The 22,718-nt window shown below is 69.4% G+C and carries 23 protein-coding genes; 8 read left to right on the top strand and 15 right to left on the bottom strand.

Annotated elements, in window-relative coordinates:
• Positions 1-6: 6 nt before the first annotated feature.
• The 3 genes from D7X30_RS31380 to D7X30_RS31370 are packed head-to-tail and all read right to left on the bottom strand — an operon-like array spanning position 7 to position 2,857.
• Positions 7-708 carry an SDR family NAD(P)-dependent oxidoreductase gene (locus D7X30_RS31380; protein WP_120566653.1) on the bottom strand — a complete coding sequence of 234 codons (702 nt, stop codon included), beginning with the start codon at positions 706-708 and terminating at the stop codon, positions 7-9.
• Complete coding sequence (locus D7X30_RS31375) at positions 701-1,201, bottom strand: 6-carboxytetrahydropterin synthase (RefSeq protein WP_120566652.1); 501 nt, start codon at positions 1,199-1,201, stop codon at positions 701-703. The genes D7X30_RS31380 and D7X30_RS31375 overlap by 8 nt, the downstream gene beginning before the upstream one ends.
• A gap of 39 nt (positions 1,202-1,240) precedes the next feature.
• Positions 1,241-2,857, bottom strand: a complete 1,617-nt coding sequence (locus D7X30_RS31370) for an NADP-dependent glyceraldehyde-3-phosphate dehydrogenase (protein ID WP_120566651.1) — start codon at positions 2,855-2,857, stop codon at positions 1,241-1,243.
• Between the two features lie 143 nt (positions 2,858-3,000).
• Here D7X30_RS31370 and D7X30_RS31365 point away from each other — a divergent pair, with 143 nt between their 5' ends.
• The 5 genes from D7X30_RS31365 to D7X30_RS31345 all read left to right on the top strand — a co-directional run bounded on the left by D7X30_RS31365 (position 3,001) and on the right by D7X30_RS31345 (position 9,831).
• The gene (locus D7X30_RS31365; RefSeq protein ID WP_199724601.1) at positions 3,001-5,130 is read left to right on the top strand and encodes a von Willebrand factor type A domain-containing protein; all 2,130 of its coding nucleotides are present in this window, start codon (positions 3,001-3,003) and stop codon (positions 5,128-5,130) included.
• A gap of 11 nt (positions 5,131-5,141) precedes the next feature.
• A complete protein-coding gene (locus D7X30_RS31360; protein WP_120566650.1) occupies positions 5,142-6,986 on the top strand; it encodes a HAMP domain-containing sensor histidine kinase in 1,845 nt (614 codons plus the stop codon).
• On the top strand, positions 6,983-7,687 hold the full coding sequence (locus D7X30_RS31355; RefSeq protein ID WP_120566649.1) for a response regulator transcription factor: 705 nt from the start codon (positions 6,983-6,985) through the stop codon (positions 7,685-7,687). The genes D7X30_RS31360 and D7X30_RS31355 overlap by 4 nt, the downstream gene beginning before the upstream one ends.
• A gap of 39 nt (positions 7,688-7,726) precedes the next feature.
• Positions 7,727-8,488, top strand: a complete 762-nt coding sequence (locus tag D7X30_RS31350) for a type 1 glutamine amidotransferase domain-containing protein (RefSeq protein WP_120566648.1) — start codon at positions 7,727-7,729, stop codon at positions 8,486-8,488.
• A 128-nt stretch (positions 8,489-8,616) separates the two neighbouring features.
• Positions 8,617-9,831 carry a glycoside hydrolase family 19 protein gene (locus D7X30_RS31345; protein WP_120566712.1) on the top strand — a complete coding sequence of 405 codons (1,215 nt, stop codon included), beginning with the start codon at positions 8,617-8,619 and terminating at the stop codon, positions 9,829-9,831.
• Positions 9,832-9,893: 62 nt separating this feature from the next.
• Here the strand turns inward: D7X30_RS31345 and D7X30_RS31340 are convergent, their stop codons facing one another.
• The 10 genes from D7X30_RS31340 to D7X30_RS31295 all read right to left on the bottom strand — a co-directional run bounded on the left by D7X30_RS31340 (position 9,894) and on the right by D7X30_RS31295 (position 16,529).
• Positions 9,894-10,259, bottom strand: a complete 366-nt coding sequence (locus D7X30_RS31340) for a hypothetical protein (protein WP_120566647.1) — start codon at positions 10,257-10,259, stop codon at positions 9,894-9,896.
• The gene (locus D7X30_RS31335; protein WP_121714613.1) at positions 10,256-10,492 is read right to left on the bottom strand and encodes a hypothetical protein; all 237 of its coding nucleotides are present in this window, start codon (positions 10,490-10,492) and stop codon (positions 10,256-10,258) included. Before D7X30_RS31335 ends, D7X30_RS31340 begins: the two co-directional genes overlap by 4 nt.
• Before the next feature lie 4 nt (positions 10,493-10,496).
• On the bottom strand, positions 10,497-11,156 hold the full coding sequence (locus D7X30_RS31330) for a hypothetical protein (RefSeq protein ID WP_120566645.1): 660 nt from the start codon (positions 11,154-11,156) through the stop codon (positions 10,497-10,499).
• Between the two features lie 108 nt (positions 11,157-11,264).
• Positions 11,265-12,347 carry a HEAT repeat domain-containing protein gene (locus D7X30_RS31325; RefSeq protein WP_120566644.1) on the bottom strand — a complete coding sequence of 361 codons (1,083 nt, stop codon included), beginning with the start codon at positions 12,345-12,347 and terminating at the stop codon, positions 11,265-11,267.
• 43 nt (positions 12,348-12,390) lie between these two features.
• Positions 12,391-12,801 carry a hypothetical protein gene (locus tag D7X30_RS31320; protein ID WP_120566643.1) on the bottom strand — a complete coding sequence of 137 codons (411 nt, stop codon included), beginning with the start codon at positions 12,799-12,801 and terminating at the stop codon, positions 12,391-12,393.
• 3 nt (positions 12,802-12,804) lie between these two features.
• Positions 12,805-14,358, bottom strand: coding sequence for a hypothetical protein (locus D7X30_RS42430; RefSeq protein WP_199724600.1), 1,554 nt, complete (start codon positions 14,356-14,358; stop codon positions 12,805-12,807).
• A 94-nt stretch (positions 14,359-14,452) separates the two neighbouring features.
• A complete protein-coding gene (locus D7X30_RS31310) occupies positions 14,453-14,839 on the bottom strand; it encodes a VOC family protein (RefSeq protein ID WP_120566642.1) in 387 nt (128 codons plus the stop codon).
• 32 nt (positions 14,840-14,871) lie between these two features.
• The gene (locus D7X30_RS31305) at positions 14,872-15,438 is read right to left on the bottom strand and encodes a DNA-3-methyladenine glycosylase I (RefSeq protein ID WP_120566641.1); all 567 of its coding nucleotides are present in this window, start codon (positions 15,436-15,438) and stop codon (positions 14,872-14,874) included.
• A 74-nt stretch (positions 15,439-15,512) separates the two neighbouring features.
• Positions 15,513-16,217 carry a bifunctional 2-polyprenyl-6-hydroxyphenol methylase/3-demethylubiquinol 3-O-methyltransferase UbiG gene (locus tag D7X30_RS31300; protein WP_120566640.1) on the bottom strand — a complete coding sequence of 235 codons (705 nt, stop codon included), beginning with the start codon at positions 16,215-16,217 and terminating at the stop codon, positions 15,513-15,515.
• Between the two features lie 78 nt (positions 16,218-16,295).
• Complete coding sequence (locus D7X30_RS31295) at positions 16,296-16,529, bottom strand: DUF1059 domain-containing protein (RefSeq protein WP_120566639.1); 234 nt, start codon at positions 16,527-16,529, stop codon at positions 16,296-16,298.
• A gap of 100 nt (positions 16,530-16,629) precedes the next feature.
• Between D7X30_RS31295 and D7X30_RS31290 the strand changes: the two genes are divergently transcribed.
• On the top strand, positions 16,630-18,285 hold the full coding sequence (locus tag D7X30_RS31290) for an FAD-binding dehydrogenase (RefSeq protein WP_120566638.1): 1,656 nt from the start codon (positions 16,630-16,632) through the stop codon (positions 18,283-18,285).
• A gap of 54 nt (positions 18,286-18,339) precedes the next feature.
• Here the strand turns inward: D7X30_RS31290 and D7X30_RS31285 are convergent, their stop codons facing one another.
• Positions 18,340-18,789, bottom strand: coding sequence for a GFA family protein (locus D7X30_RS31285; protein ID WP_120566637.1), 450 nt, complete (start codon positions 18,787-18,789; stop codon positions 18,340-18,342).
• 145 nt (positions 18,790-18,934) lie between these two features.
• Between D7X30_RS31285 and D7X30_RS31280 the strand changes: the two genes are divergently transcribed.
• Entirely contained in the window at positions 18,935-20,908 is a 1,974-nt protein-coding gene (locus D7X30_RS31280) for a S9 family peptidase (protein WP_120566636.1), read from the top strand.
• A gap of 12 nt (positions 20,909-20,920) precedes the next feature.
• Here D7X30_RS31280 and D7X30_RS31275 read toward each other — a convergent pair whose 3' ends face one another.
• Positions 20,921-21,295: a hypothetical protein gene (locus tag D7X30_RS31275; RefSeq protein WP_199724599.1), complete on the bottom strand. Its 375-nt coding sequence runs from the start codon at positions 21,293-21,295 to the stop codon at positions 20,921-20,923.
• A 102-nt stretch (positions 21,296-21,397) separates the two neighbouring features.
• Here D7X30_RS31275 and D7X30_RS31265 point away from each other — a divergent pair, with 102 nt between their 5' ends.
• Complete coding sequence (locus D7X30_RS31265) at positions 21,398-22,717, top strand: hypothetical protein (protein WP_120566635.1); 1,320 nt, start codon at positions 21,398-21,400, stop codon at positions 22,715-22,717.
• Position 22,718: the final 1 nt, after the last annotated feature.

The following is a 22,718-nucleotide window of genomic DNA, read 5'->3' as shown; positions in this document are numbered from 1 at the left end:
GCGGGCTCAGCGCTCGATCTGCCCCAGGTTGGCGTGGATGACCGCGCCATTCAGGACCGGGGTGGTGGCGCAGAGGTAGAGCACGCCGGCGATCTCCTCCGGCGTGATGAGCCGCCCGAAGGTCGTCATCCCCGCCACGCTCGCACGGACGGCGGGGTCCGTGCCCAGGTGCTCGCGGAGCATCTCCGTGTCCGTGAAGCCCGGGCAGACTGCGGCGGTGTGGACCTGCGTCCCCGCCAGGTCCTGGCAGGTGGCCCGCATCATCCCGATGAGCGCGTGCTTGGTCGTCACGTAGGACGCCACGCCCTTCACGGCCTTCTCCCCCAGCGTGGACGCCACGTAGAGCAGGGACGAGCCGTCCGTGAGCAGCGGCCGCGCCAGGCGGTTGAGCACCAGCGGGGCCACGACGTTGACCTCCAGCACGCGGCGCAGGTGGTCCGCGTCCATGGTCAGCGCGTCGTCGTGCTCGTAGAGGGCTGCGTTGTGGATGACGGACAAGCGCCCCTGCCCTGCCCCGTCGCGCAGCGCCGCTTCGACCGCGGGCTCCCAGCCCGGCACGGCCAGGTCCACCGGAACGTTGACGACGTCCGACACGGTGCAGGGGCTTCGCGACACGTTGATGACGCGCCAGCCCTCCTTGCGAAACCGCTCCGCCGCCGCCCGGCCAATGCCCCGGCTGGCGCCGGTGATGAGGACCTGATCAGACATCGCGTTTCCACTCCCAGGAGGCCCACTGGCCAGGGCCCGAAGCGCACTTCACCACCAGCCCCGTGATGTGGTCGCGCGCCATGGCGCTGCCGTCGCCCACCAGCTCCTCGCCGAAGACGCGCGCCAGCTCCTCCAGCGACACGTTGGCCACCGGGAGCACCGTGACGTCGCGCGCGAGGAAGCGCAGCTCCTCGCCGTTGAAGTGCGCCACGTGGTTGCCCTGTGCGTCCCGCTCCAGCCGCAGGTGCTTGGAGTGGGCGGGCAGGAAGAACGTCTCGTTCCAGGCCTTGCAGCGGTTGATGATGGCCTGCTTCAGCGGGCCGTAGTCCGAAAGCAGGCCGTCGTCGGACACCTCCCCCGTCAGCGCGACGTAGACGGAGAAGTTGTGCCCATGCAGGTTCTCGCGGTGCGTGGCGGAGAAGATGGTGAAGTGCCCCGCGGAGAACTTCATCTCTTCTTTGTGCAGCTCGAGGGTCGTGGTGCGCGGCGACATGGGATGGCCCAGGGCATACCACCCAGGGCCAAGGCGGGACTAGAAGAGGAAGTCCGTGGTGAGGAAATCCGACTCTCTGCGGGTCAGGATGGATTGCACGAGCGCGGTGTTGTCCGGCGTCGTCTTCGTCGCCACCAGCGTGCGGATGGAGAACACCCGCAGCGCGTCCGCCACGGACAGCGTCCCTTCCGCGGAGTCCTTGCGGCCGTTGAACGGGAACGTGTCCGGCCCGCGCTGGCACTGGCAGTTGAGGTTGATGCGGCCCACCTGGTTGGAGAACGCGTCGATGAACCGCCCGATGCGCGCGGAGTCCTTCCCGAACAGGCTGAGCTGCTGACCGAACTGCGACTCCACCACCAGCCGCACGGCCTCCGCGTCGTCGTCGAAGACCATCACCGGCACCACCGGACCGAACTGCTCCTCCGTGGCCAGCCGCATGTCGCGCGTGACCGGGTACACCACCGTGGGTGAATAGAACGACCGGGACGCCTGCCCGCCTGTCGCGTTCACCACGCGAGCGCCCTTTGACACCGCGTCGTCCACCAGCCCCTGGAGGTACGTCGCCTTGCCCGGCTCCGGCAGCGGCGTGACGGCGACGCCCGGGTCCCAGGGCATGCCGGGCTTGAGCTTGTCCACGGCGGCGGTGAACTTCGCGAGGAACGCGTCCACGATGTTCCGGTGCACCACCAGCAGCTTGAGCGCCGTGCACCGCTGGCCGTTGAAGGACAGCGTGCCGGTGATGCACTCCTTCACCGCGTTATCCAGGTCCGCGTCTTCCAGGATGATGGCCGGGTTCTTCGCGTCCAGGCCCAGCACGGACTTGAGGCGGTGCGGGCGCGGGTGCATGCGCTTCAGCTCGCTGGCGCCCTTGTTGGTGCCGATGAAGGCGAACAGGTCCACCTGCCCGCTCTCCATCAGCGCGCCCACGGTCTCCCGGCCGCGGCCGTAGATGATGTTGATGACGCCGGGCGGGAAGCAGTCCCGGAACGCCTCCAGCAGGGGCCGCACCAGCAGCACGCCGAACTTCGCCGGCTTGAACACCACGGTGTTGCCCATCAGGAGCGCGGGGAAGAGCGTGCTGAAGGTTTCGTTCAGGGGGTAGTTGTACGGCCCCATGCACAGGGCCACGCCCATGGGCGCGCGGCGGATCTGCGCCATGATGCCCTGGTCCTGGACGAAGCGGGACGAGGTGCGGTCCAGCTCCTTCAGCGCGCGGATGGTCTCCACGATGAGGTCCACCGTGCGGTCGAACTCCTTCTCCGAGTCCGGCTGCGTCTTGCCAATCTCCCACATCAGCAGGTTCACCACCGCGGTGCGCTGGGCGCGCATGGCGGTGAGGAAGCGCTCCACGTGCTCGATGCGCTCGGCCACCTTGAGGGAGGGCCAGACGCCCCGGCCGGAGTCATAGGCCTTCACCGCCGCCGCCAGCGCGTCCAGGGACTCCCGCGAGGTGAGCAGCGGCGTGGCGCCAATGACCTTCTGCTTCAGCCCTTCCGGGGTCCGGACGAACACGGGGCTCGCCACCGGGTTGAGCTCACCGGCCCAGGTGCGCAACTCGCCTCCCACCAGGTACTCGCGCTGCTCCATGTACGCGGGCAGCCGCACGCCGGGGGGAATCTGCTCTTCGGAGGGAAAGAGGGTGTCGAGTGCCGTCATGGACGGCCTTTCTAATCAGACACCGCGCCCCCGGCACGGTTTCCCTTCATGATGAAACCATGATGAGGAGACGAGCCCCCCATGCGGTTCGATGCGGGGCGCATCTGGATGATGGCTCCACCCTGATGCGCGAGAGGTGGTCCATGCTGAAGTCCCTCCTGAGAAGCACCCTGCCGCTGCTCCTGATGATGCCCGCCGCGCCCGTGGGAGCCCAGCCCAAGGCGGGCACCGCCGCCACGGGCGTCATCATCGGCACGGTGATGAACACCGAAGACAAGAGGCCCCTGGCGGACGTGGTCGTCACCGCGACCTCTCCCAGCCTGCAGGGCGAACAGACGGTCGTCACGGACGTCCATGGGAACTACCGCATCCCCCAGCTTCCCGCGGGCACGTACACCCTGCGGTTCGAGCAGGAGGCGTTCCATCCCTTCGCCCGCCCTGAAATCCAGCTGCTGCCCAACCGCACCATCCGCGTGAACGTGGAGATGATCCCCGAGTCCTTCACGATGACGACGACCATCATAGGCTCGCCGCCGACCATCGACGTGGGCTCCACGAACCAGGGCGTCAACGTCGACCAGGAGTTCATCAAGCGCATCGCGGTGGCGCGCCCGGAGGGCAAGGGCGGCGCGACGCGCAACTTCGAGTCCCTGGCGGAGTTGGCGCCGTCCGGCAACCCGAACAGCACCAACGACCGCGAGCGCGCCCCGTCCTGGGCCCTGCCGTACATGCACGTCGTCGTCCCGGACGGCACGCCGCAGGCGGTGTACCGCGCCCCCCAGGCCGCGGCGGTGCCGACGCCGCAGCCCGCGCCGGAGCGCACCGTGGCCCCCAAGGGTCAGCGCTTCTTCGACATGTACTTCAAGGGCTACGGCGTGAACCCCACCGTGGACACGGAGGAGGAGCGCTTCTCCACCTTCTCCGTGGACACCGACACGGCGTCGTACTCGCTGACGCGCGCCTACCTGGAGCGCGGCGCGCTGCCGGACGAGCAGGCCGTGCGCGTGGAGGAGTTCGTCAACACCTTCGACTACGGCTACGCCAACGCCCCGGACGCCCCGTTCAGCGTGAACGTGGAGGGCTTCCCCTCCCCCGCGCGCAAGGGCTACCAGGTGGTGCACATCGGCGTGAAGGCGCGCGACGTGAGCCGGGCCGAGCGCAAGCCGGGGCACCTGGTCTTCGTCATCGACGTGTCCGGCTCCATGGCCATGGAGAGCCGGCTGGGCCTGGTGAAGCGCTCGCTGCGCCTGCTGGTGGACGCGCTGGATGAGCGCGACTGGGTGTCCATCGTCGTCTACGGCAGCACCGCCCATCAGGTGCTCGCCCCCACCAACGCCACGCAGAAGGCCACCATCCTGAGCGCCATCGACAGCGTCCAGCCGGAGGGGTCCACCAACGCGCAGGCGGGCATGGAGTTGGGCTACGCGCTGGCCGCGAGCCACCTGGTGAAGGGCGGCATCAACCGCGTCATCCTCTGCTCGGACGGCGTGGCGAACAACGGCATCACCGAGGCGGACGGCATCTGGGAGCGCGTGAAGGAGCAGGCGGCGGCGGGCATCACCCTGTCCACCGTGGGCTTCGGCATGGGCAACTACAACGACGTGCTGATGGAGCGGCTGGCCCAGGTGGGTGAAGGCAACTACTCCTACGTGGACAAGCTGGAAGAGGCCCGCCGCATCTTCGTGCAGAACCTCACCGGCACGCTCCAGGTGGTGGCCAAGGACGTGAAGCTCCAGGTGGAGTTCGACCGCAAGACGGTGTCCCGCTACCGCCTCATCGGCTACGAGAACCGGCTGCTCACCCAGCAGCAGTTCAACGACGACCGCGTGGACGCGGGAGAAGTGGGCGCGGGCCACGCCGTCACCGCCCTCTACGAGGTGAAGCTGCGCGACCCGGCCCAGTCCAACTTCGGCACGCTGCGCATCCGCTACAAGGCCCCGGAGGGCGGCAGCTCGCGCCTCATCGAGAAGGCCATGCCCGTGACGCTCCTGCGCCCGGCCTATGAGAAGGCCGCGTCCCCCACCCGCCTGTCCTACGTGGCCGCCGCCTTCGCGGAGAAGCTGCGCGGCTCCTACTGGGCGCGGCCGCTCACCTACGACGCGCTCGTGTCGCTGTGGGAGGAGCTGGGCACGCCGCTGAAGACCCGTCAGGACGTGGTGGAGCTGGGCAACCTCATCCGGCTGGCGAAGAAGCTGGACCGCCGCGAGGACCGCTTCGAGTCCTTCGCGCCAGTGCGCACCATGGACGCCGACCGCGTCCCCACCATCAAGTAGGGACTGTCCGGATGCCGCGCAGGCTGCTGCCCACCCTCGTCGCCCTCGTGCTCGGCCTCGCCGGACTCGGGGTCGGCCTGGGCTATCTCCACCGCATCTTCGCCGCCGAACGCGAGGACGCGCGGGCCTCGCTCCGCTCCCGGCGCGAGGCCCTGGAGCAGTACGCCCGCGCGTCCCTGGGACAGGCGCTGCGCGAAGGACTGGAGGGTGCGCGCGGCACGCTGGCGGCGGCGAAGGAGGATCCGCTCGTGGCCACGCCGGGGCTGTACCTGCGGGAACAGGGGGAGCAGGTACTGCCCCGGCTGGCGCAGTTCGACACGGCGGGGGACTCACCCGCGAAGGATCGCTACGCGCGGCTGCGCGCGGGCACGGAGGTGGCGGACGAGGACGATGGCCCCTGGAAGGAGCGGCTGGAGCGGATGGCGCTGGTGGAGCAGGCGCTGAAGGCGAAGGACCGGAAGGCCACGCTGCTGTCGTTGATGGCGCTGCTCCAGCACCGCGCCCGCTTCGTGCTCGCCTCCACGCGGGACCTGCCGTCGCTGCTGGTGGTGCTGGAGGACGTGGCGGCGCGGGGCGACGTGGTGCCGGACCTGATGCGGGCCCTGGTGCGCGACGGGCTCCTGGACGGCCAGGGGGGTGGGCGGCTGGAGGGGTTGCAGCGGCTGCTGTTGCTCAAGCGCTCGCGCTTCACACCGGAGGACTTCGACTTCTTGCGCGGGAAGGTGGTGGCGCTCTCTTCGCGCGTGGGCGTGCCGGTGGCGGACTTCGAGGCCAGGGCGCGCGAGCTGTCCGCGACGCCGCTGCCACTTCCGGAGGGCGTGCGCGAGCCGGTGCTGGCGCGGTCCGGATGGTACCTGGAGCCGCTCCAGGGGAGCGACGTGCGCGGGCTGGCGCTGGACCTGTCAGGGCTTCTGACAGGGCTCACACGCGAGATGCGGGAGCGCGGCCTGCTGAAGGCGGACGGACGCGTGACCCTGCCGGGGGATGCGCCGGTGCTGACGCTGGCGTCGCTGCCGGTGGCGGTGGAGTCGTCCGAGTGGACGTTGGGCGAAGAGGCGCTGGAGCGCCGCTACCGGCTCAAGACGTGGATGCTGGCGCTGTGCGCGGCGCTGGCGCTCATCATCGCGGCGCTGGCCTTCGTGGCGCAGCAGCGCAAGTACCGCTTCCTGGAGCTGAAGAGCGACTTCGTGGCCACGGTGTCGCACGAACTGCGCACGCCGCTGGCGTCCATCCGCCTGCTCGCGGAGACGCTGGAGTGGCGGGTGGCGGAGGGCGCGGACGCGAAGGACTACCCCGCGCGCATCATCCGCGAGGCGGACGGGCTGGGCTTCCTGGTGGAGAACCTGCTGTCCTTCAACCGCATCGACAAGGGGCGCTGGGTGCCGAAGCTCGCGCCGGTGCGGCTGGACGAGCTGGTCTCCAACCTGCGCCGCGACCTGGAGTCCGGCGCGCCGGTTCCGGTGGAGCTGACCGCGGACGTGGACGCGCGCGAGTTGAACGCGGACGCGCAGCTGCTGCGGCTCCTGCTGGCGAACCTGGCGCGCAACGCGTGCGCGTACAACACCCGCAGCCCCGTGCGGCTGCACGTCCAGACGCTGCCCGGCGGGCGCGTGCACTTCACGGACAACGGCACCGGCATCCCTGCGTCCGAGTGGGAGCGCGTCTTCGGCGAGTTCTACCGGCTGTCCGGTCGCGACGGCCGCGAGGTTCCCGGCAGCGGGCTGGGGCTCGCGCTGTGCCGGAAGATTGCCCGGCTGCACGGAGGCACGCTGCGCGTGGCGGCCTCCAGCTCCGAAGGCACCACCTTCGAACTGACCCTACCCGAGTACCGGCCCGAGGCCCGGAGCATCGCATGACCACCGCCGCCCCCACCGTCCTCGTCGTGGAGGACGACCCGAACCTGCGGCTCGCGCTGCGCGACAACCTGGAGCACCAGGGCGGCTACGCCGTGGAGGAGGCCGCCACGGTGAAGGAAGCGCGCGAGCAACTCTCCCGCCGCGACTTCCAGCTCATCCTCCTGGACGTGATGCTGCCGGACGGAGACGGCTACGCGCTCTGCCGCTCCCTGCGAGAGGAGGGCCTGGGCGTGCCGGTGCTGATGCTCACCGCGCGCACGCTGGAGGAGGACGTGGTGCGCGGCTTCGAGTCCGGCGCGCAGGACTACCTGGGCAAGCCCTACCGGCTGCGCGAGCTGCTCGCGCGAGTGGGGGCTCACCTGCGGCGCGCCGGTGTGGCCCCGGCGAAGGTCCTGCGCTTCGCGGGCTACAGCGTGGACCTGGATCGGCGGCGCGTGGAGACGCCCGAGGGCGCGGAGGTGGAACTGACGCGCAAGGAGTTCGACCTGCTGGCCTTCTTCCTGAAGGAGCGCGAGCGGGCGCTCAAGCGCGACGAAATCCTGGACGCGGTCTGGGGCACGGACGTGGTGGTGGACCCGCACACCGTGGACAACTTCGTCTCCAGCCTGAAGCGCAAGCTCAAGTGGACCAGCGCGTCCCGCTTCTCCATCCAGACCGTGCGCGGCGTGGGCTATCGCATGGAGGTCGAGCGCGGTTCCTGACCGCTTGTCAGTCCCAGGGCCCCGGGAAAGACTGGCCGCATGGCCTCCGCCCGCCGCGTCCTCGTCCCGCTGCCTGACCATGACTTCGACGTCACCGAGGTGGCCGTGCCCTGGCGCATGCTCACCGACGCGGGCCATGAAGTGGTGTTCGCCACGGAGAAGGGCCACATGCCCGCCGCGGATCCGCTGCTGCTCACCGGCGTGCTCTTCGGACAGCTGGGCGCGGAGCCGGAGCCCCGGCGCTTCTATGGCGACCTCACGCTCACGCAGGCCTTCCAGAAGCCGCTGACCTGGGACGCGGTGACACCGTCGGACTTCGACGCGCTCCTGCTGCCCGGAGGCCACGCGCCGGGCATGCGGCAGTACCTGGGCAGTGGGGCACTTCAGACGAAGGTGGCGGCGTTCTGGGCGCTCCAGCGGCCCGTGGCGGCCATCTGCCACGGCGTGCTGGTGCTGGCGCGCACGAAGGACCCCGCCACCGGTAGGAGCGTGCTCCATGGCACGCGCACCACGTGCCTGCCCAAGTACATGGAGCGCTCCGCGTACCTGCTGACGGCGTGGAAGCTGGGGCGCTACTACCGCACCTACCCCGCCTACGTGGAGGAGGAGGTCGCCGCCGCGCTCGCGGACCCGAGCCACTTCGAGCGAGGCCCCCGCGTCCTGTCCAAGCGCGGCACCGCGACGGACCACGCGCCCGCCTTCGTGGTGGAGGACGGGCGCTACGTGTCCGCGCGGTGGCCGGGGGACGCGTACCTCTTCACGGAGCGCTTCCTGAAGCGTCTTTCGGATTCCCCGGATTGACGGAATATCTAGCCTGATGGCATGAAGCCAGGAGACTTTGTTCTTTCAGAAAACAAAGTCTACCTGGGACGTACAAATACACCTCCCAGGAGTTCCTCCATCTGCTGGCGGTACCCATGGGAGACGTCATGAGCCACAAGGGAATGATCCGCGGTCTGTCTTTGCTGGGAGTCGTGGGCGCGCTGGCGGGCTGTTCGGGCCCGGAAGCCGGAGACACCGCGCAAGAAGCCGTGGGCCAGGTGGAGAGCGCCGCCGTGGTGTCGACCATCACGGAGGGCGACTACGTCATCCGCTCGGTGCGGACGAACAAGTGCATCGACGTGGCGTCGTCCAGCACGGCGGACGGCGCGAAGGTGCAGCAGTGGGACTGCAACGGCACCAACGCGCAGAAGTTCCACATCTCGCCCACGTCGGGCGGGTTCTGGAAGATCATCAACGTCAACAGCGGCAAGGCCCTGGACATCGTGGGAGTGAGCACCGCGGAGAACGCCGTCCTCCACCAGTGGACCTACGTCGACGGCGCCAACCAGCAGTTCCAGTTCATCAACCGGGGCGGCACGCAGTTCAGCTTCCACCCGCGCCACACCGGCATGGCCATGGACCTGTCGTGGGGCTCCGCGGACAACGGCACGCTCATCGTCCAGTACCCGTTCTACGCGGACCGCGACAACCAGCGCTGGACGTTCGACAAGGTCTCCGGCGGAGGGACCGGGGGCGGCTCGGGCTTCGGGGGCATCCTCACCCGCGACATGTTCAACACCATGTTCCCCGGCCGCAACGGCTTCTACACGTACGACGCGCTCATCGCCGCCGCGAATGGCTTCCCGGGCCTGGCGACGACGGGTGACACCGACACGCGCAAGCGCGAGGTGGCCGCCTTCCTGGCCAACGTGTCACACGAGACGGGCGGGCTCGTGTACATCGAGGAGATCAACAAGGGCGACTACTGCGACACGTCGTGGGGCCCTCCGGGGTGCAGCTGCGCCCCGGGCAAGCGGTACTTCGGACGCGGACCCATGCAGCTGTCGTGGAACGGCAACTACTGCGCGGCGGGCAACGCGCTGGGCCTGCCGCTCCAGTCGAACCCGGACCTGCTGGCCCAGGACGCGAACGCCGCGTGGCGCACGGGCTTCTGGTTCTGGACCACGCAGAACGGCGCGGGCTCCATGACGGCCCACAACGCCATCGTCAACGGCGCGGGCTTCGGTGAGACCATCCGCACCATCAACGGGTCGGTGGAGTGCTACGGCCGCAACCCCGGCCAGGTGAAGAGCCGCGTGGACACGTACAAGCACTTCTGCAGCCTGCTGGGCGTGAGCCCCGGCAACAATCTGGAGTGCTAGGCCCGGTGCGGGTGGCGCTCAGCGCCTCTGGCGAGCGCCACCTGCATCCGTCAGACACGCCCCTAGCGGGCGGGCGCCTGATTGCGCCAGATGAGCAACACCTGGTTGATGGTGTTCACCCACCGCCGTGCGGCGTCCGCGTCCTCGTAGATGCCGTCCTTCATCAGCTTGAAGACGAAGTCGTTGCCGTCCTGGAGGAGCAGCCGGATGCCGTCGCCCTTCCAGAAGCTCTCGCGCACCTCCGCGCGGGCAATGTCCTTCAAGTAGAAGTTGAAGAGCAGCGTGCCGTTGGCGTCCTCGGCGAAGACGCGCTTGCTGGTCATCGTCGCCAGGTAGGTGCCGAAGAACGTGTCATCGGGCCTCCGCGTCGCCACCAGGGACTGCAGCTGGATGTCTTCCTTCGGGGCCAGCAGGACCTTCGTCTTCATGACTCCCCCTCCTCGGACCTGCCGCCCTGGAACAGCGGGCCTTCCTTGTAGAGCTCTGTGTATCCACACGTGTCACAGACCGCGGCGAACAACGAAAGGATCTGCGGCGTCGCGAAGCTGTCGTCCGGCTGCAAGGTGTAGCGGCTGGGGGGGACGGTCAGCAGGGTGTTCGGGCAGTTGATGCAGAGGAGGGTCTTCGACTCCTTCTGCACAGGGTGTGCGCGCAGGGGCATGGACTCAGTCCTCGGTGATCTTGTTGTGGCCGCGAGGCGTGTTCTTGTTGATCTTGTCCCGCGCCGCCTGGTCCTTCATCCGCGCGATGTCCGCCTGCGTCTGCTCGTGGCGGTTCGAATCGATCCGGTCATAGGCGTCGTCCATGACGGCCCCCAGCCCCCGTCCCACCACGGCAGCCCCGCCAACGGCCTTCCCCACGCCCCTCAAGACCGGGCCGCTGCCCGGATACACGAGGTCCGCCACGCCGGAGACCAGGCCCACGGCCCCCGCGACCTTGCCGATGGCGTCGTAGGTCTTGTCCCGCTGCTGCTGGCTCGCGGAACGGCCATTCCCCGCGGCCTCGATGCCGGCCATGACCGGGTCCTCCGCCGGCTCCTCCCCCGAGGAGGGCATGCTGAAGGGGTCTTCCGTCTGGGAGCGGTTGCTCCCGAAGAAGCCCCCCTCGTCATCCGGCATGACGGCCGGCATCTGCAAATCCGCCTGGCCTCCGGGACGCCGGAGCGGCTCGGGAGCGTCGGAGAAGAACCCCGCTCCAGGCTTCCGGCCCGGATGCGGAAACTCCTCCTGGGGCGGGGTGGGCCCGCGCGGACGGAGCCGCACCTCTTCCACCCGCGCGGTGTTGGACTGCGGAGCCTCGTCCTCTTCGTCGAAGAAGCCAGCCATGTTTCCCCCTCATGGGATTATTCCCACGGTGCTGCACTCCCAATCCTGGGCCGCGAAGTGCGACCCCGTCAAGACAGGGGGTGGAGGGGGACGCGGCGGGTCCCGCCGTCAGGGAAGCTGTCCCAGCAGCTCGAAGAGGGCCTCGCGCGTCAGCCCCACCGCGTCGCGAGCCACCGTCTCCAGCATCCCCCTGGCCCGGCCCAGTTGGTCCGGGCCCGCATCCATCAGCGCGGCCACCGCGGCCTCCTGGAGCTCGCGCGACGCGGCCGGGCCCAGCTGTCCCTTCAGCAGGAAGAGGGCCTCCGCCGCCGGGGCTCCGGAGCGCACCAGCGCCACGGCGGAGCGGGCCGCCACATGGGGACTCTCGTCCCGCAGGTGCTCGCGCAGGGCCGCGACGGCGGCGGGCGACAAGGGGCCGCTGAATCCCAACAGGGTCGCCCCTTCCTGCCGGATGGGCGCTTCGGGCGCGGTCAGCGTGCGCAGCAGCACGGACTCCTGGTCCGGCAACGAGGGTGCGGGCTCATCTTCCAGGTACAGCTCTTCCAGCAGGCCTCGCAGCGATACCAGCGCCAGGTAGAGGCGCGCGCCATCCGACGTGCGCACCTGCCCCAGCAACCGGGGCGCGGTGAGCGTCGGCGCCAGATGGGCGAGCGCGGCCAGGGACTCCAGGGCGGAGAGGGCCACGGGCTCCTCGTCCTCCAGCAGCTCCAGCAGCCTGGGCAGCCCGGACGCCCCGGCGGTGCCCAGCCGTCCCACGATGCGCGCCATGGCGCTGCGGACCGCGACGCTCGGGTGCTGGAACATCCCATCCAGCGCGGTGAGCTGGGGCGGATCCACCCGGCACACCATGGTGAGCACGGTCGCCGCGTTCTCCAGCGCCGGCGACTCCGCGTCCATCCGCGCCAGCACCGCCAGCACGCTCTGGACGGCGAGGCCGGTGAGGCCCGCCTGAGGGGGCCACCAGTCGCGCTGCAACACGAACAGCAGCGGCTCCGCGACCGCTGTTCCGGGCCGGCCCAGTTCCTCCAACAACGCCCGCGCGGTCTGCTCCCGCGACTCCGGCGTCCCGGACACCAGCAGCTCCTCCAACGCCGACACCGCCTCCTCGCGTGAACCCGCATCACGCGAGGAGAGCCGCCCCAACCCTTCCTCCACCGTGCGGACACGGCCCTTGCTGCGCTCCGAAGACATGGCTCCACGCTAGCGCAACACCCCGGGAGCCCGGGGCTTCACGCTAGGGGGAGACCTCCGTGGCGTGCCCCTCCATGTCCACGTCGAAGTGGAGCGTGCCCCGGTTCTTGCCCACCACGTACAGGGCGTAGCGGCCCCCGGGTTGGAGCGCCCGGGGCCCGTCCAGCACGGTGAAGCCGGGGGGCGCCTCGCCGTACGTCAGCGAGGCCACGCTGGCCAGGTCGCCGTACGGCTCCGCCCGCAGCTGCCAGTACATCTCCCCCGCCCGGTCCAGCACCTGGACGGTGGTGTAGCGGGGGCGATCCACGTGCTCCGGATCCTCCACGGTGAAGCGCGGAGCGGGCAGCTGCCGCGCGCTCGCCACCAGGGATACCTGGAGGACCGGACGACACGCGGTGAGCAGCAGGAGCAGGACCCAGGCCCACCCCAGGTTGGCGAGGCGCGGCGACCGCATGGCCTACGGCGCTCCCTTTCCGGCCCGCACCTGGGCAATGGCCGCTTCAATCTGCGCCGTGTAGTCCTTGCCGTTGAAGTGGAAGCCGGCGGCGGGGTTGGCGAAGTAGCCCGCGAGCTGGGCCTGCTGGAGGAACTCCGCCTGCTGCTCGGGGTTGAGCTCGTTCCAGGCCTTGCCCGCGTCCAGGCCCTTCTCGAAGTCGTAGCCGTCTCCGATGTGCTGGGCCACCAGGGCTTCGCTCATGTAGTCCGTGCCGCCGTTCTGGTGCTGCCAGACGTGCGCCGACTCGTGCACCAGCAGGTCCGGCGTCAGGGGCAGGTTGTCCGGCGGGATGTAGATGGTGTTGCCGTGGGTGAACGCGCGCCCGGTGGTGCTGAAGAGGCCGGAGCTGCCCTCCTTGATGCGCATCTGCGAGTAGTCGATGGAGTCCCCGTAGACGCTGCGCAGCGTGGCGATCTCACTGTCCGACAGCTTGCGCCCGGGCGGCTCCACGCCAATCAGCGTCTGGATGGCGCTCAGGGCCCGTCCGCCCATCATCAGGAAGGCATCCACCGGCGTCTGCACGACGGTCTTCAGCAGGCCCAGCCCCATCTGCTTGAAGCCTTCACCGAACTTGCCCTGGAACAACTTGCCGATGCCGCCGAAGAAGGTGCCCACCCCCTCTCCGACGTTGCGGAACGCGCCCACCACGGTGCTGATGGCCCCGGTGAACAGGCTGCGCAGGCCGTCGCCCGCGCGGTTGGCCACGGTCTTCACGCCGCTCCAGACGGTCTTCGCCGCGTTGCCCACCCAGTTCGCCGCCGTGGTGACCGCGCCGCCCACGGCCTTGGCCGCGGTGGTGACCGCGCCGCCCACGGCCTTGGCCGCGGTGGTGACCGCGCCACCCACGGCCTTGGCCGCGTCACCAATGGCCTTGAAGGGGTTCCAGAACTCGACCTCCTTCGCCTTGCCGTCCACGACGATGGTGCCCTTGTCGTTCTCCGCGCGGATGTCCGCCACCTGCTTCGAGGACAGCTTCTCCCCGGACAGGAGGCGGCGGAACAGCTCGCCCTCGTCGCCCTGGGTGTCCTCGGTGTTGAGCTTCGTGTCCAGGTGGTGGCCCGCCTCCTCCACGTAGGTGGAGGCCGCCAGCGACGGATCCAGCGACTCATTGATGAGCACCGTGCCAGATTCCGCGTCGTAGGCGCCGTTGGCCCCGTTCAGCGTCTCCGCGGACACCGTGCGCACCGGCGGCAGCCAGCCGAAGTCGCCCTTCAGGGCCTGCTGCCGGAACTGCTCGGCCTTGGCGGCGTCGTAGCCCTCGCCGTAGACCGTCCGCATCGTCTCGTGGAACTTCTGCTTGTCCGACGCCAGCGCGCCGAACTCGCGCTTGAGCGTGGACGTCACGTCCGGCTGCTTGGAGACGAACGCGCTCTGCTCGGAGAAGCCCGCCCGGCGAGCCGCCACCTCCGGCGCACGCGCCGGCGTCCCCTGCGTCGTATTGCCTCGTGCCGTTCCCGCCGCGAGCCCCTTGCGAGGCTCCTGCGGCGGTACCCTGGATTGAATCCGCATCGTCATGACATCCCCCCTCCGTCAGCATGAAAACCCAGGACACAGCGTAAACCCTGGCTGACTCGGGGTGACATACGACGAACGGCCGATACACGGCTCGTTACACCTGCGCCATCTGGATGAGGTTGCCGCAGGTGTCCTCGAAGACAGCGACCGTGACGGGGCCCATGACGGTGGGCTTGCTGCGGAACACCACGCCGAGTTTCACCATGCGTTCATATTCCGCCTGACAGTCGTCGACGCCGAACGACGTCAACGGGATGCCCGCGTCGAACAGCGCCTTCTGGAACACACGCGCGGGCGCGAAGCCCATGGGCTCCAGCAGGATCTGCGTGCCCTCCGGCGCGTCCGGCGCGACGACGGTCAGCCACCGGTGCTCCCCTCCCATCGGGATGTCCACCTTCAGCACGAAGCCCAGGACCTCCGTGTAGAACTTCAGGGCCTTGGACTGGTCATCCACCATCACGCTCGTCACGCTGATCCGCATTCCATATCTCCTGGGTGTTTCGTCGGTTCACTTCACCGGTGCCGCACGCCGTGCCGGAAGCAGTCCACCGTGTGGTCATCCACGATGCCCGTGGCCTGCATCCACGCGTAGACGATGACCGGCCCCACGAACTTGAAGCCGCGCTGCTTGAAGGCCTTGGAGTACGCCTCCGACAACTCCGTCTTCGCCGGCACGTCGCCCCGGCCCTTCCACACATTGCGGATGGGCTTCCCGCCCGCCATGCCCCAGACGAACGTGGAGAAGTCCTCGCCCGCCTCCTGCATCTTCAACCAGGCGCGCGCGTTGCCGATGGTCGCTTCAATCTTCGCGCGCGCCCGGACGATGCCCTCGTCCGCCATCAGGCGCGTGACGTCCTTCTCCGTGAAGCGCGCCACCACCTTCGGGTCGAAGCCCTTGAACGCCTTCCGGAAGGCCTCGCGCTTGCGCAGGATGACGATCCACGCGAGCCCCGCCTGGAAGCCCTCCAGCATCAACATCTCCCAGAGCGCACGGCTGTCACGCACCGGCACGCCCCACTCCTCGTCGTGGTAGGTCTGGTACAGCGGATCCGCTCCCACCCACACGCAACGCTGCTGCATCCGCGCTCCTCGCTGGTTCGCGGCAGGGCTACCATGGAGACTGAACAGGCGACCAGTCCCAGTGTGGGCCTTTTTCAGCGCGGCCGGGTGAGCAGCGCGAACAGCCCGTCGCTCCACCACCGGCCGCGCAGCCCCGGCAGGAACCGCTGCCAGTACACGCTGCTGCGCGGAATGCGCCCGGGCAGCGGGTAGTCGAAGTCGATGGACTGGAAGCCTGCCTCCACGGCCATGCGGCGCGCGTCCAGCTCCGTGATGGGCGTAATGTGTCCGGAGTCGCGGTAGTCCTGCTCGCAGAACGCGGGGAAGTAGCCCCGGACGAGGAAGGACAGCCGCGCCGTCAGGCTGTCGTTGTTGGGCGTGGTGAAAAAGAGGTGGCCTCCGGGCTTGAGCACGCGGAAGGCCTCCTTCACGAAGTGGCGCGGGTTGGCCAGGTGCTCCAGCACTTCAATGGCGAACACCCAGTCCACCGAGGCGTCGCCCCACGGCAGCGTGTCCCGGGACACGTCCCGCAGCTGGAACTCCACGCCCGGCAGGCGGCTGGCGCCCGCGTCGTGGATGTCCGTGCTGAGGATGCGCTCGACGGCGGGGTTCCGCTGCAGCCGGCGGATCCACCCGCCACCGCCCGAGCCCACGTCGAGCACCACGCCGAAGGCCCGCTGCCCCGCCACGCTCCAGGCCGCGTCCCGCAGCGGCTCCGGGGACAGCCCTTCCTGACGCTGCGCGTAGGCGGCGGCGTCATGGCCCAGCGGTCCCGTGTTGCCCTTCACTCCTGAGTCCATGCGCGGAACTCTACCCTCCGGAGCGCCGTGGCGCCCGGTCCGCCTCCAGGCCAGCCCCCCGGCGCTTCGGAGGACGCTTCACTGCATGCCCGGCCGCGCGGGCTCGGGGCTCCGCATGGGGACACCCATGGGCGCCTCGTCCTTGAGCGAGCCGCGGATCATCTCCCGCAGCTCGGGGCTGTCCTTCTCCCCATGGACGGACACCGCGTGCTCCACCGCGGCCCGCAGCACCTCGTCCTCCTCGCCGGTGATGGTCAGCGAGCAGTTGGACTCGCTGGGGGCCTCCCGGCAATCCATTGTCTTGCGTGACATGGCTGATTCACCTCCCCTTTTGAGTTGCGCATGTGAAGGGCCACGCGCAATCCGCGCGAACCGCTATCATCCGCGCGCCAGGTGCTACCGGGAGGCACGCATGGGACAGGAAGTGGATGTCATTGTCGTGGGCGGAGGGCTCGCGGGACTCGTCGCCGCGACCGAGCTCGCGGATGCGGGCAAGCGCGTCGCCGTGGTGGACCAGGAGGGACCGCAGAACCTGGGCGGCCAGGCGTTCTGGTCGTTCGGCGGCCTGTTCCTCGTGGACTCGCCCGAGCAGCGGCGCATGGGCATCAAGGACTCCCACGCGCTCGCGCTGGAGGACTGGATGGGCACCGCCGCCTTCGACCGCGAGGAGGACCACTGGCCGCGCCAGTGGGCGGAGGCCTTCGTCAACTTCGCCGCGGGCGAGATGCGCCCCTGGCTCGTCCAACAGGGCATGAGCTGGTTCCCCGTGGTGGGCTGGGCGGAGCGAGGCGGCTACGGCGCCGTGGGCCACGGCAACTCCGTCCCCCGCTTCCACGTCACCTGGGGCACCGGCCCCGGCGTGCTGGAGCCCTTCGTCCGCCGCGCCAAGGCAGCGGAGGCCAAGGGCACCCTCACCTTCCACTTCCGCCACCGCGTGGACGAGCTGCTCACGCAGAACGGCGCCGTGGTGGGCGTGCGCGGCATGTTGCTGGAGCCCACGGACGTCCCCCGAGGCGCCAGCAGCTCGCGCGTGACGGTGGGTGACTTCGAGCTGCGCGCGAGCGCGGTCATCGTCACGTCCGGCGGCATTGGCGGCAACCATGAGTTGGTGCGCAAGGCGTGGCCCCAGCGCATGGGCCCCGCGCCGAAGTTCATGATTCAAGGCGTGCCCGACCACGTGGACGGCCGGATGATCGCCATCACGGAGGCCGCGGGCGGACGCCTCATCAACCGCGACCGCATGTGGCACTACACGGAGGGCCTGCGGAACTGGAACCCCATCTGGCCCCGGCACGGCATCCGCATCCTACCGGGCCCCAGCTCGCTGTGGCTGGACGCCACCGGCAAGCGCCTGCCGCCGCCGCTGTTCCCCGGCTTCGACACGCTGGGCACGCTGGAGCACATCCTCAAGACGGGCCACGAGCACACCTGGTTCATCCTCAACCAGTGGATCATCAAGAAGGAGTTCGCGCTCTCCGGCTCGGAGCAGAACCCGGACCTCACGGGCAAGGACTGGCTGGGCGTGCTCAACCGCGCCGTGGGCAAGAAGGCCATGGGCCCGGTGGAGGCCTTCAAGGAGAAGGGCGAGGACTTCGTCATCTCCGACAACCTGCGCGACCTGGTCGCCGGGATGAACGCGAAGACGGAAGCCCCCCTGCTGGACTTCGCCACGGTGGAGCGGGAGGTGAAGGCCCGCGACCTCCAGATGGACAACCCCTTCAGCAAGGACCTGCAGCTCGCGGCCATCCGCCAGGCGCGCAACTACCGGGGTGACAAGCTGGTGCGCACCGCGAAGCCGCACCGCATCCTGGACCCCCAGGCGGGGCCGCTCATCGGCGTGAAGCTGAACATCCTCACGCGCAAGACGCTGGGCGGCTTCGAGACGGACCTCCAGGGCCGCGTCTTCAACGCCCAGGGGAAGACCATCCCAGGGCTCTATGCGGCAGGTGAGGTGGCCGGCTTCGGAGGCGGTGGCGTCCACGGCTACCGCGCCCTGGAAGGCACGTTCCTGGGCGGCTGCATCTTCTCCGGCCGCGCCGCGGGCCGGGCCGCCGCGGGGAATGTGTAGTCATGGGCGGTGACGGGCAGGGGCGCGTGAAGGCCCCTGCCCCTCCGGGCGTCCTCAGGCGGCGGCCTGGAAGGGCCACGGCGTGGAGCGCGCCCCGGCCATCCAGTTGTCGTGCCGGCCGTCCCAGTACTTGAAGTCGAGCAGCGACGGGTCCACGTCATCCAGCGTGTTGACGTAGATGGAGACGAACTTCCCGCCCAGCTCCGGGACGTCGCCGTCGCCGAAGCACACGACGCCGCAGCGGCCGCAGAAGCTGCGCGTGTTGGGGCTGCCGTCGCGCCCGTACTTCTTGATGGCGTCCTGGCCCTTGAGGAGCCGGAAGGCGTCCGGCTTCATCCCCGCGCCGCCGCCGTAGCCGTACTTCATGCAGATGGTGCAGTTGCAGCGGGTCACGTCCGCCAGGTCCACGGTGGCCTCGTAACGCACGGCGCCACACAGGCAGCCGCCCGCGTAGGTGTGCAGGCCGCGCAGGGCAGGGGTCTTCTGAAGGTCGTTCTGGGTCATGGCGAAAGCTCCGGTGCCGCGTTGTGGGAACGCACCCAATGTCGCCCCTGCCCGTGACAGCCTTATGTCAGGTTTGTCGCCCTCCCCTGTTGAACCCGGCGGGGCCTGGCCCAGAGTGCCCCGGTCCGCCGTTCCCGGAGGCCGCATGCCCGCGTGGAAGTCCCTGTCCCGTGTCCTTGCCTCGACGTTGCTCCTGCCGCTGCTGGGGGCCGCACCACCCGCCACCCCGCCCGCCACGAAGCCCGCTTCGGCGGTGAAGGCGGCCGCGGGCGCGCCGGCGGCCCGGCCGTCGAAGCAGTACTCGGTGGAGCAGTTCATGGGGTCCACGGAGGTGATGGCCCCGGTCTTCACCTCGGATGGCAAGCAGCTGCTCTTCTCGTCGAACGCGTCCGGCATCTTCAACGTGCACAGCGTGCCGGTGGGTGGGGGCAAGCCCACCGCGCTGACGCGCTCGAAGACGGACAGCATCCGGGTGGTCGGGACCTTTCCGCGCGACAGCCGCTTCCTCTTCGAGCGCGACCAGGAGGGCAACGAGCAGTCGCACGTCTACGTGCGCACGCCGGACGGCAAGGAGAAGGACCTCACGCCCATGAAGCAGGGCGTGGCCCACTTCCTGGGCTTCAGCCACGACGACAGCGCGTTCTACATCACCACCAACGAGCGCGACCCGGGCGCCATGGACGTGTACCGCCATGACGCGAAGACGTACGCGCGCACGCTCCTGGTCCAGAACGACAAGGGGTTCGGCGTCGCCGCCGTGGCCCCGGACGAGAGCTGGGTGGCGCTGGAGGAGGCGGTCACCACGTCGGACCGCAACGTGTGGCGCTACGACGTCGCGACGAAGACGCTGAAGAACCTCACGCCCCACACGGGCTCGGCCAGCTACCGGGTGGGGGACATCCACCCCGTCACCGGGGAGCTGTACGTCATCACGGACGACGGCTCGGAGTTCACCCGGGTGGTGCGCCCGGCGAAGGAGGCCGGCAAGTGGGAGGACGTGGAGAAGGCGGACTGGGACATCTTCGGCACCCACTTCTCGCGCTCGGGGGCGTTCCGCGTCTCCATCATCAACGTGGACGCCGGTGTCGAGGTGCGCCTGCACGACGTGAAGGCCGGCACCCAGGTTCCGCTGACGCAGCTCCCCGCCGGGATGATCTCCGACGTCGTCTTCTCCCGTGACGAGAAGCAGCTGGCGGTCCAACTGGAGACGGACCGCACCTCCGCGAACCTCTATGTCCTGGACCTGGCCACGAAGAAGACCCGGCGCGTGACGGACACGATGAGCCGCGAGCTCGACCCGGAGAACCTGGTGGACGCGCAGGTGGTGCGCTTCAAGTCCTTCGACGGGATGGAGATCCCCAACCTGCTCTTCAAGCCGCACCAGGCGACGGCGGAGCACAAGGCCCCCGCCATCGTCTACGTGCACGGCGGCCCCGGCGGCCAGACGAGCCGGGGCTACAACAACTTCGTCCAGTACCTGGTGAACCGCGGCTACGTGGTGCTGGGCATCAACAACCGGGGCAGCGCCGGCTACGGCAAGACGTTCCTGAAGGCGGATGACCAGAAGCACGGCAAGGATCCGCTGCGCGACTGCGTGGAGGCGCGCAAGTACCTGGCGAGCCTGCCGTACGTGGACGGCTCGCGCGTGGGCATCCTCGGCGCCAGCTACGGTGGCTACATGGTGCTGGCGGCGCTCGCCTTCCACCCGGACGCCTTCGACGTGGGCGTGGACGTCTTCGGCCCGTCCAACTGGCTGCGCACGCTGAAGAGCATGCCGCCCGAGTGGGGCGCCTTCCGTCAGGCCATGTTCCAGGAGATGGGCAACCCGGAGACGCAGGAGGCGATGCTCAAGGAGATCTCCCCCTTCTTCCACGCGGACCGCATCCAGAAGCCGCTGTTCGTGGTCCAGGGCGCCAACGACCCGCGCGTCCCCCAGGCGGAGTCGGACGACATCGTGGCGGCGGTGAAGAAGAACGGCGTGCCCGTGGAGTACCTGCTGCTCCCCGACGAGGGCCACGGCTTCAAGAAGAAGAAGAACGAGGCGGAGGTGGACCGGCGCGTCCTGGAGTTCTTCGACCGCTACCTGAAGCCCGCCACCGCCACGGCCCCCACACCCTGAGGACGGCGGCTTTCAACTGCGGCGACGGGAGGGAGCCCTGCAAGCAGGAGGGCATCTCGTCGCCGCGGCGGCTTCGCCCAGCGGGGTTCGCGAGACAGTGGCCAGCAGGTCCCGTAGGGCGGAGGCCTGGGTGTCGCCCACGACGCGCTCGAAGTCCGCCTGGGCGCGCAGCCAGAGGGGCCGGGCCTTGCGGTAGACGCCCTGCCCTTCCGGAATGATGGCGATGACTCGCTGGCGCCGGTCGGTGCGGCCCACCTCCAGCACCACGAAGCCGTCCATCAAGAGGGGCCGCAGGTCGCGGATCCGCACGTCGCTGGAGACGTACACGCCCGCCTGGGTCGTCGCGGGCGTCATCTGCCTCGCGGCGGCGCTGGTCGTGCTGCGCATCGGGCGCGGCACCGCGCAGCAAGCCATCGGGTCAGCGCAGACCCCTGTCTCCGGGTGAAGGACAGTACGTGGAGAGGAGTGCTTTGATGAGAGGCATTCCCCATGCTCGCCATTCCATTCCTGACCCAGCTGGACTCGCGCGCGGCGGTGAAGGGCTCGCGCGATCCGCTGGGAGTCCAGCCCATCTGGTCCCGCCTCGGGCGCCATGTCGTGGGCAACCTGACCACCGTCAGCAACTCGGTCACGGACTTCACGGTCCTGCTGCTCGGCTACTACTTCGCAGAGCGGGTCGCCGCGGAGACCCAGTCCGCTGAGTACGTCACCACGTTCCTGAAGTGGGAGCAGCTCGCGGCCTACGCCCGTGCATCCCGCAACAACGAGCGGAGCTTCCGCGGAACGGAACGCGTGGCGCTCCGGTTGGCGAAGCCGGGCATCGTGATGCTGGGCACGGACAGTGACGCCCAGATCTTGAGCAACCAGAAGATCTACGGCCTCTGGGGCCTGTACTCGGTGCCCGCGAAGGCCTCCGGCCTGTTAGAGGGAAATCCGGTCCACCTCACGCCCGTCGCAAGGCAGTTGGTGGAGAAGGTCCACCTGCCCCTGCTGGAGACAGTGGGTCTGCGAGGCGTACGCGGCCTCGTCGACCACCTGGCCCGGGAGCCCGGCACTCTCGACCTGAAGGAGGGCGGTCGCGACGAGGCCTTGCTGGACGCCATCGCCCGGGTCCTGGAGAAGCTCCGCGCGCCTGAAAGGGCCCTCTACCGCGAGCACCTGCTGCATGGCGGCCCCGGCGACCGGGAAACCACGCGAGGCCTTCAGCGGGTCTTCGCGGACGTGCTGGAGGGCACCCTGGACGACCCGGACTGGCAGCTCACCCCGGAGTCCCTCCAGCGGCTGGCGTGGCGGGCCCGTGACCAGGGCGCCGTGGGTGAAGCGCTCGCGAACCGGTTGGAGCGCATCCGCGCCTGTGAATTGCTCATTGCCCCCGCCGTCGCGCTCTTCGAGCACGTCCTCCGCCATGAAGGGCAATCCGTGCAAGCCATTGCCCGGGGCATCCGCGAGCTCTGGGGAACGGCCCCCCGGGAGACCATCGACCTGCGCGCGACGGAAGACATCGAACTGGAGCTTCGCGCGGGAACGGGGGAGCCAGAATCCGGAGCCCGCTGGATGCGGCTCGCCAGGGCGCTGCATGGGGGCGACTACGAGGAGGCGATCCGCCTCGTGCTCGAACAGAATGCCACCATCATGAACGCCCGTGGCGATGCCGCCCCATGGGCCCGCATCGCGGAGGGGAAGCTGCACGTCAACCTCCGGGACGATTCGTCCCCCAGGTCGCCCTCCGGAGAGCAGCTCCCCCTGTACTGGCGACATGCCTACTTCATCGAATCCCTGCGCAACGTGGCGTTCGCGCTGCGAGCCTGAC

Origin of the sequence: Corallococcus sp. AB011P (genome assembly GCF_003611605.1) — a bacterium.
GTDB classification, from domain to species: domain Bacteria; phylum Myxococcota; class Myxococcia; order Myxococcales; family Myxococcaceae; genus Corallococcus; species Corallococcus coralloides.
The sequence above is the reverse complement of the archived record's forward strand: the minus strand, read 5'-3'. Positions and strand labels throughout refer to the sequence as shown.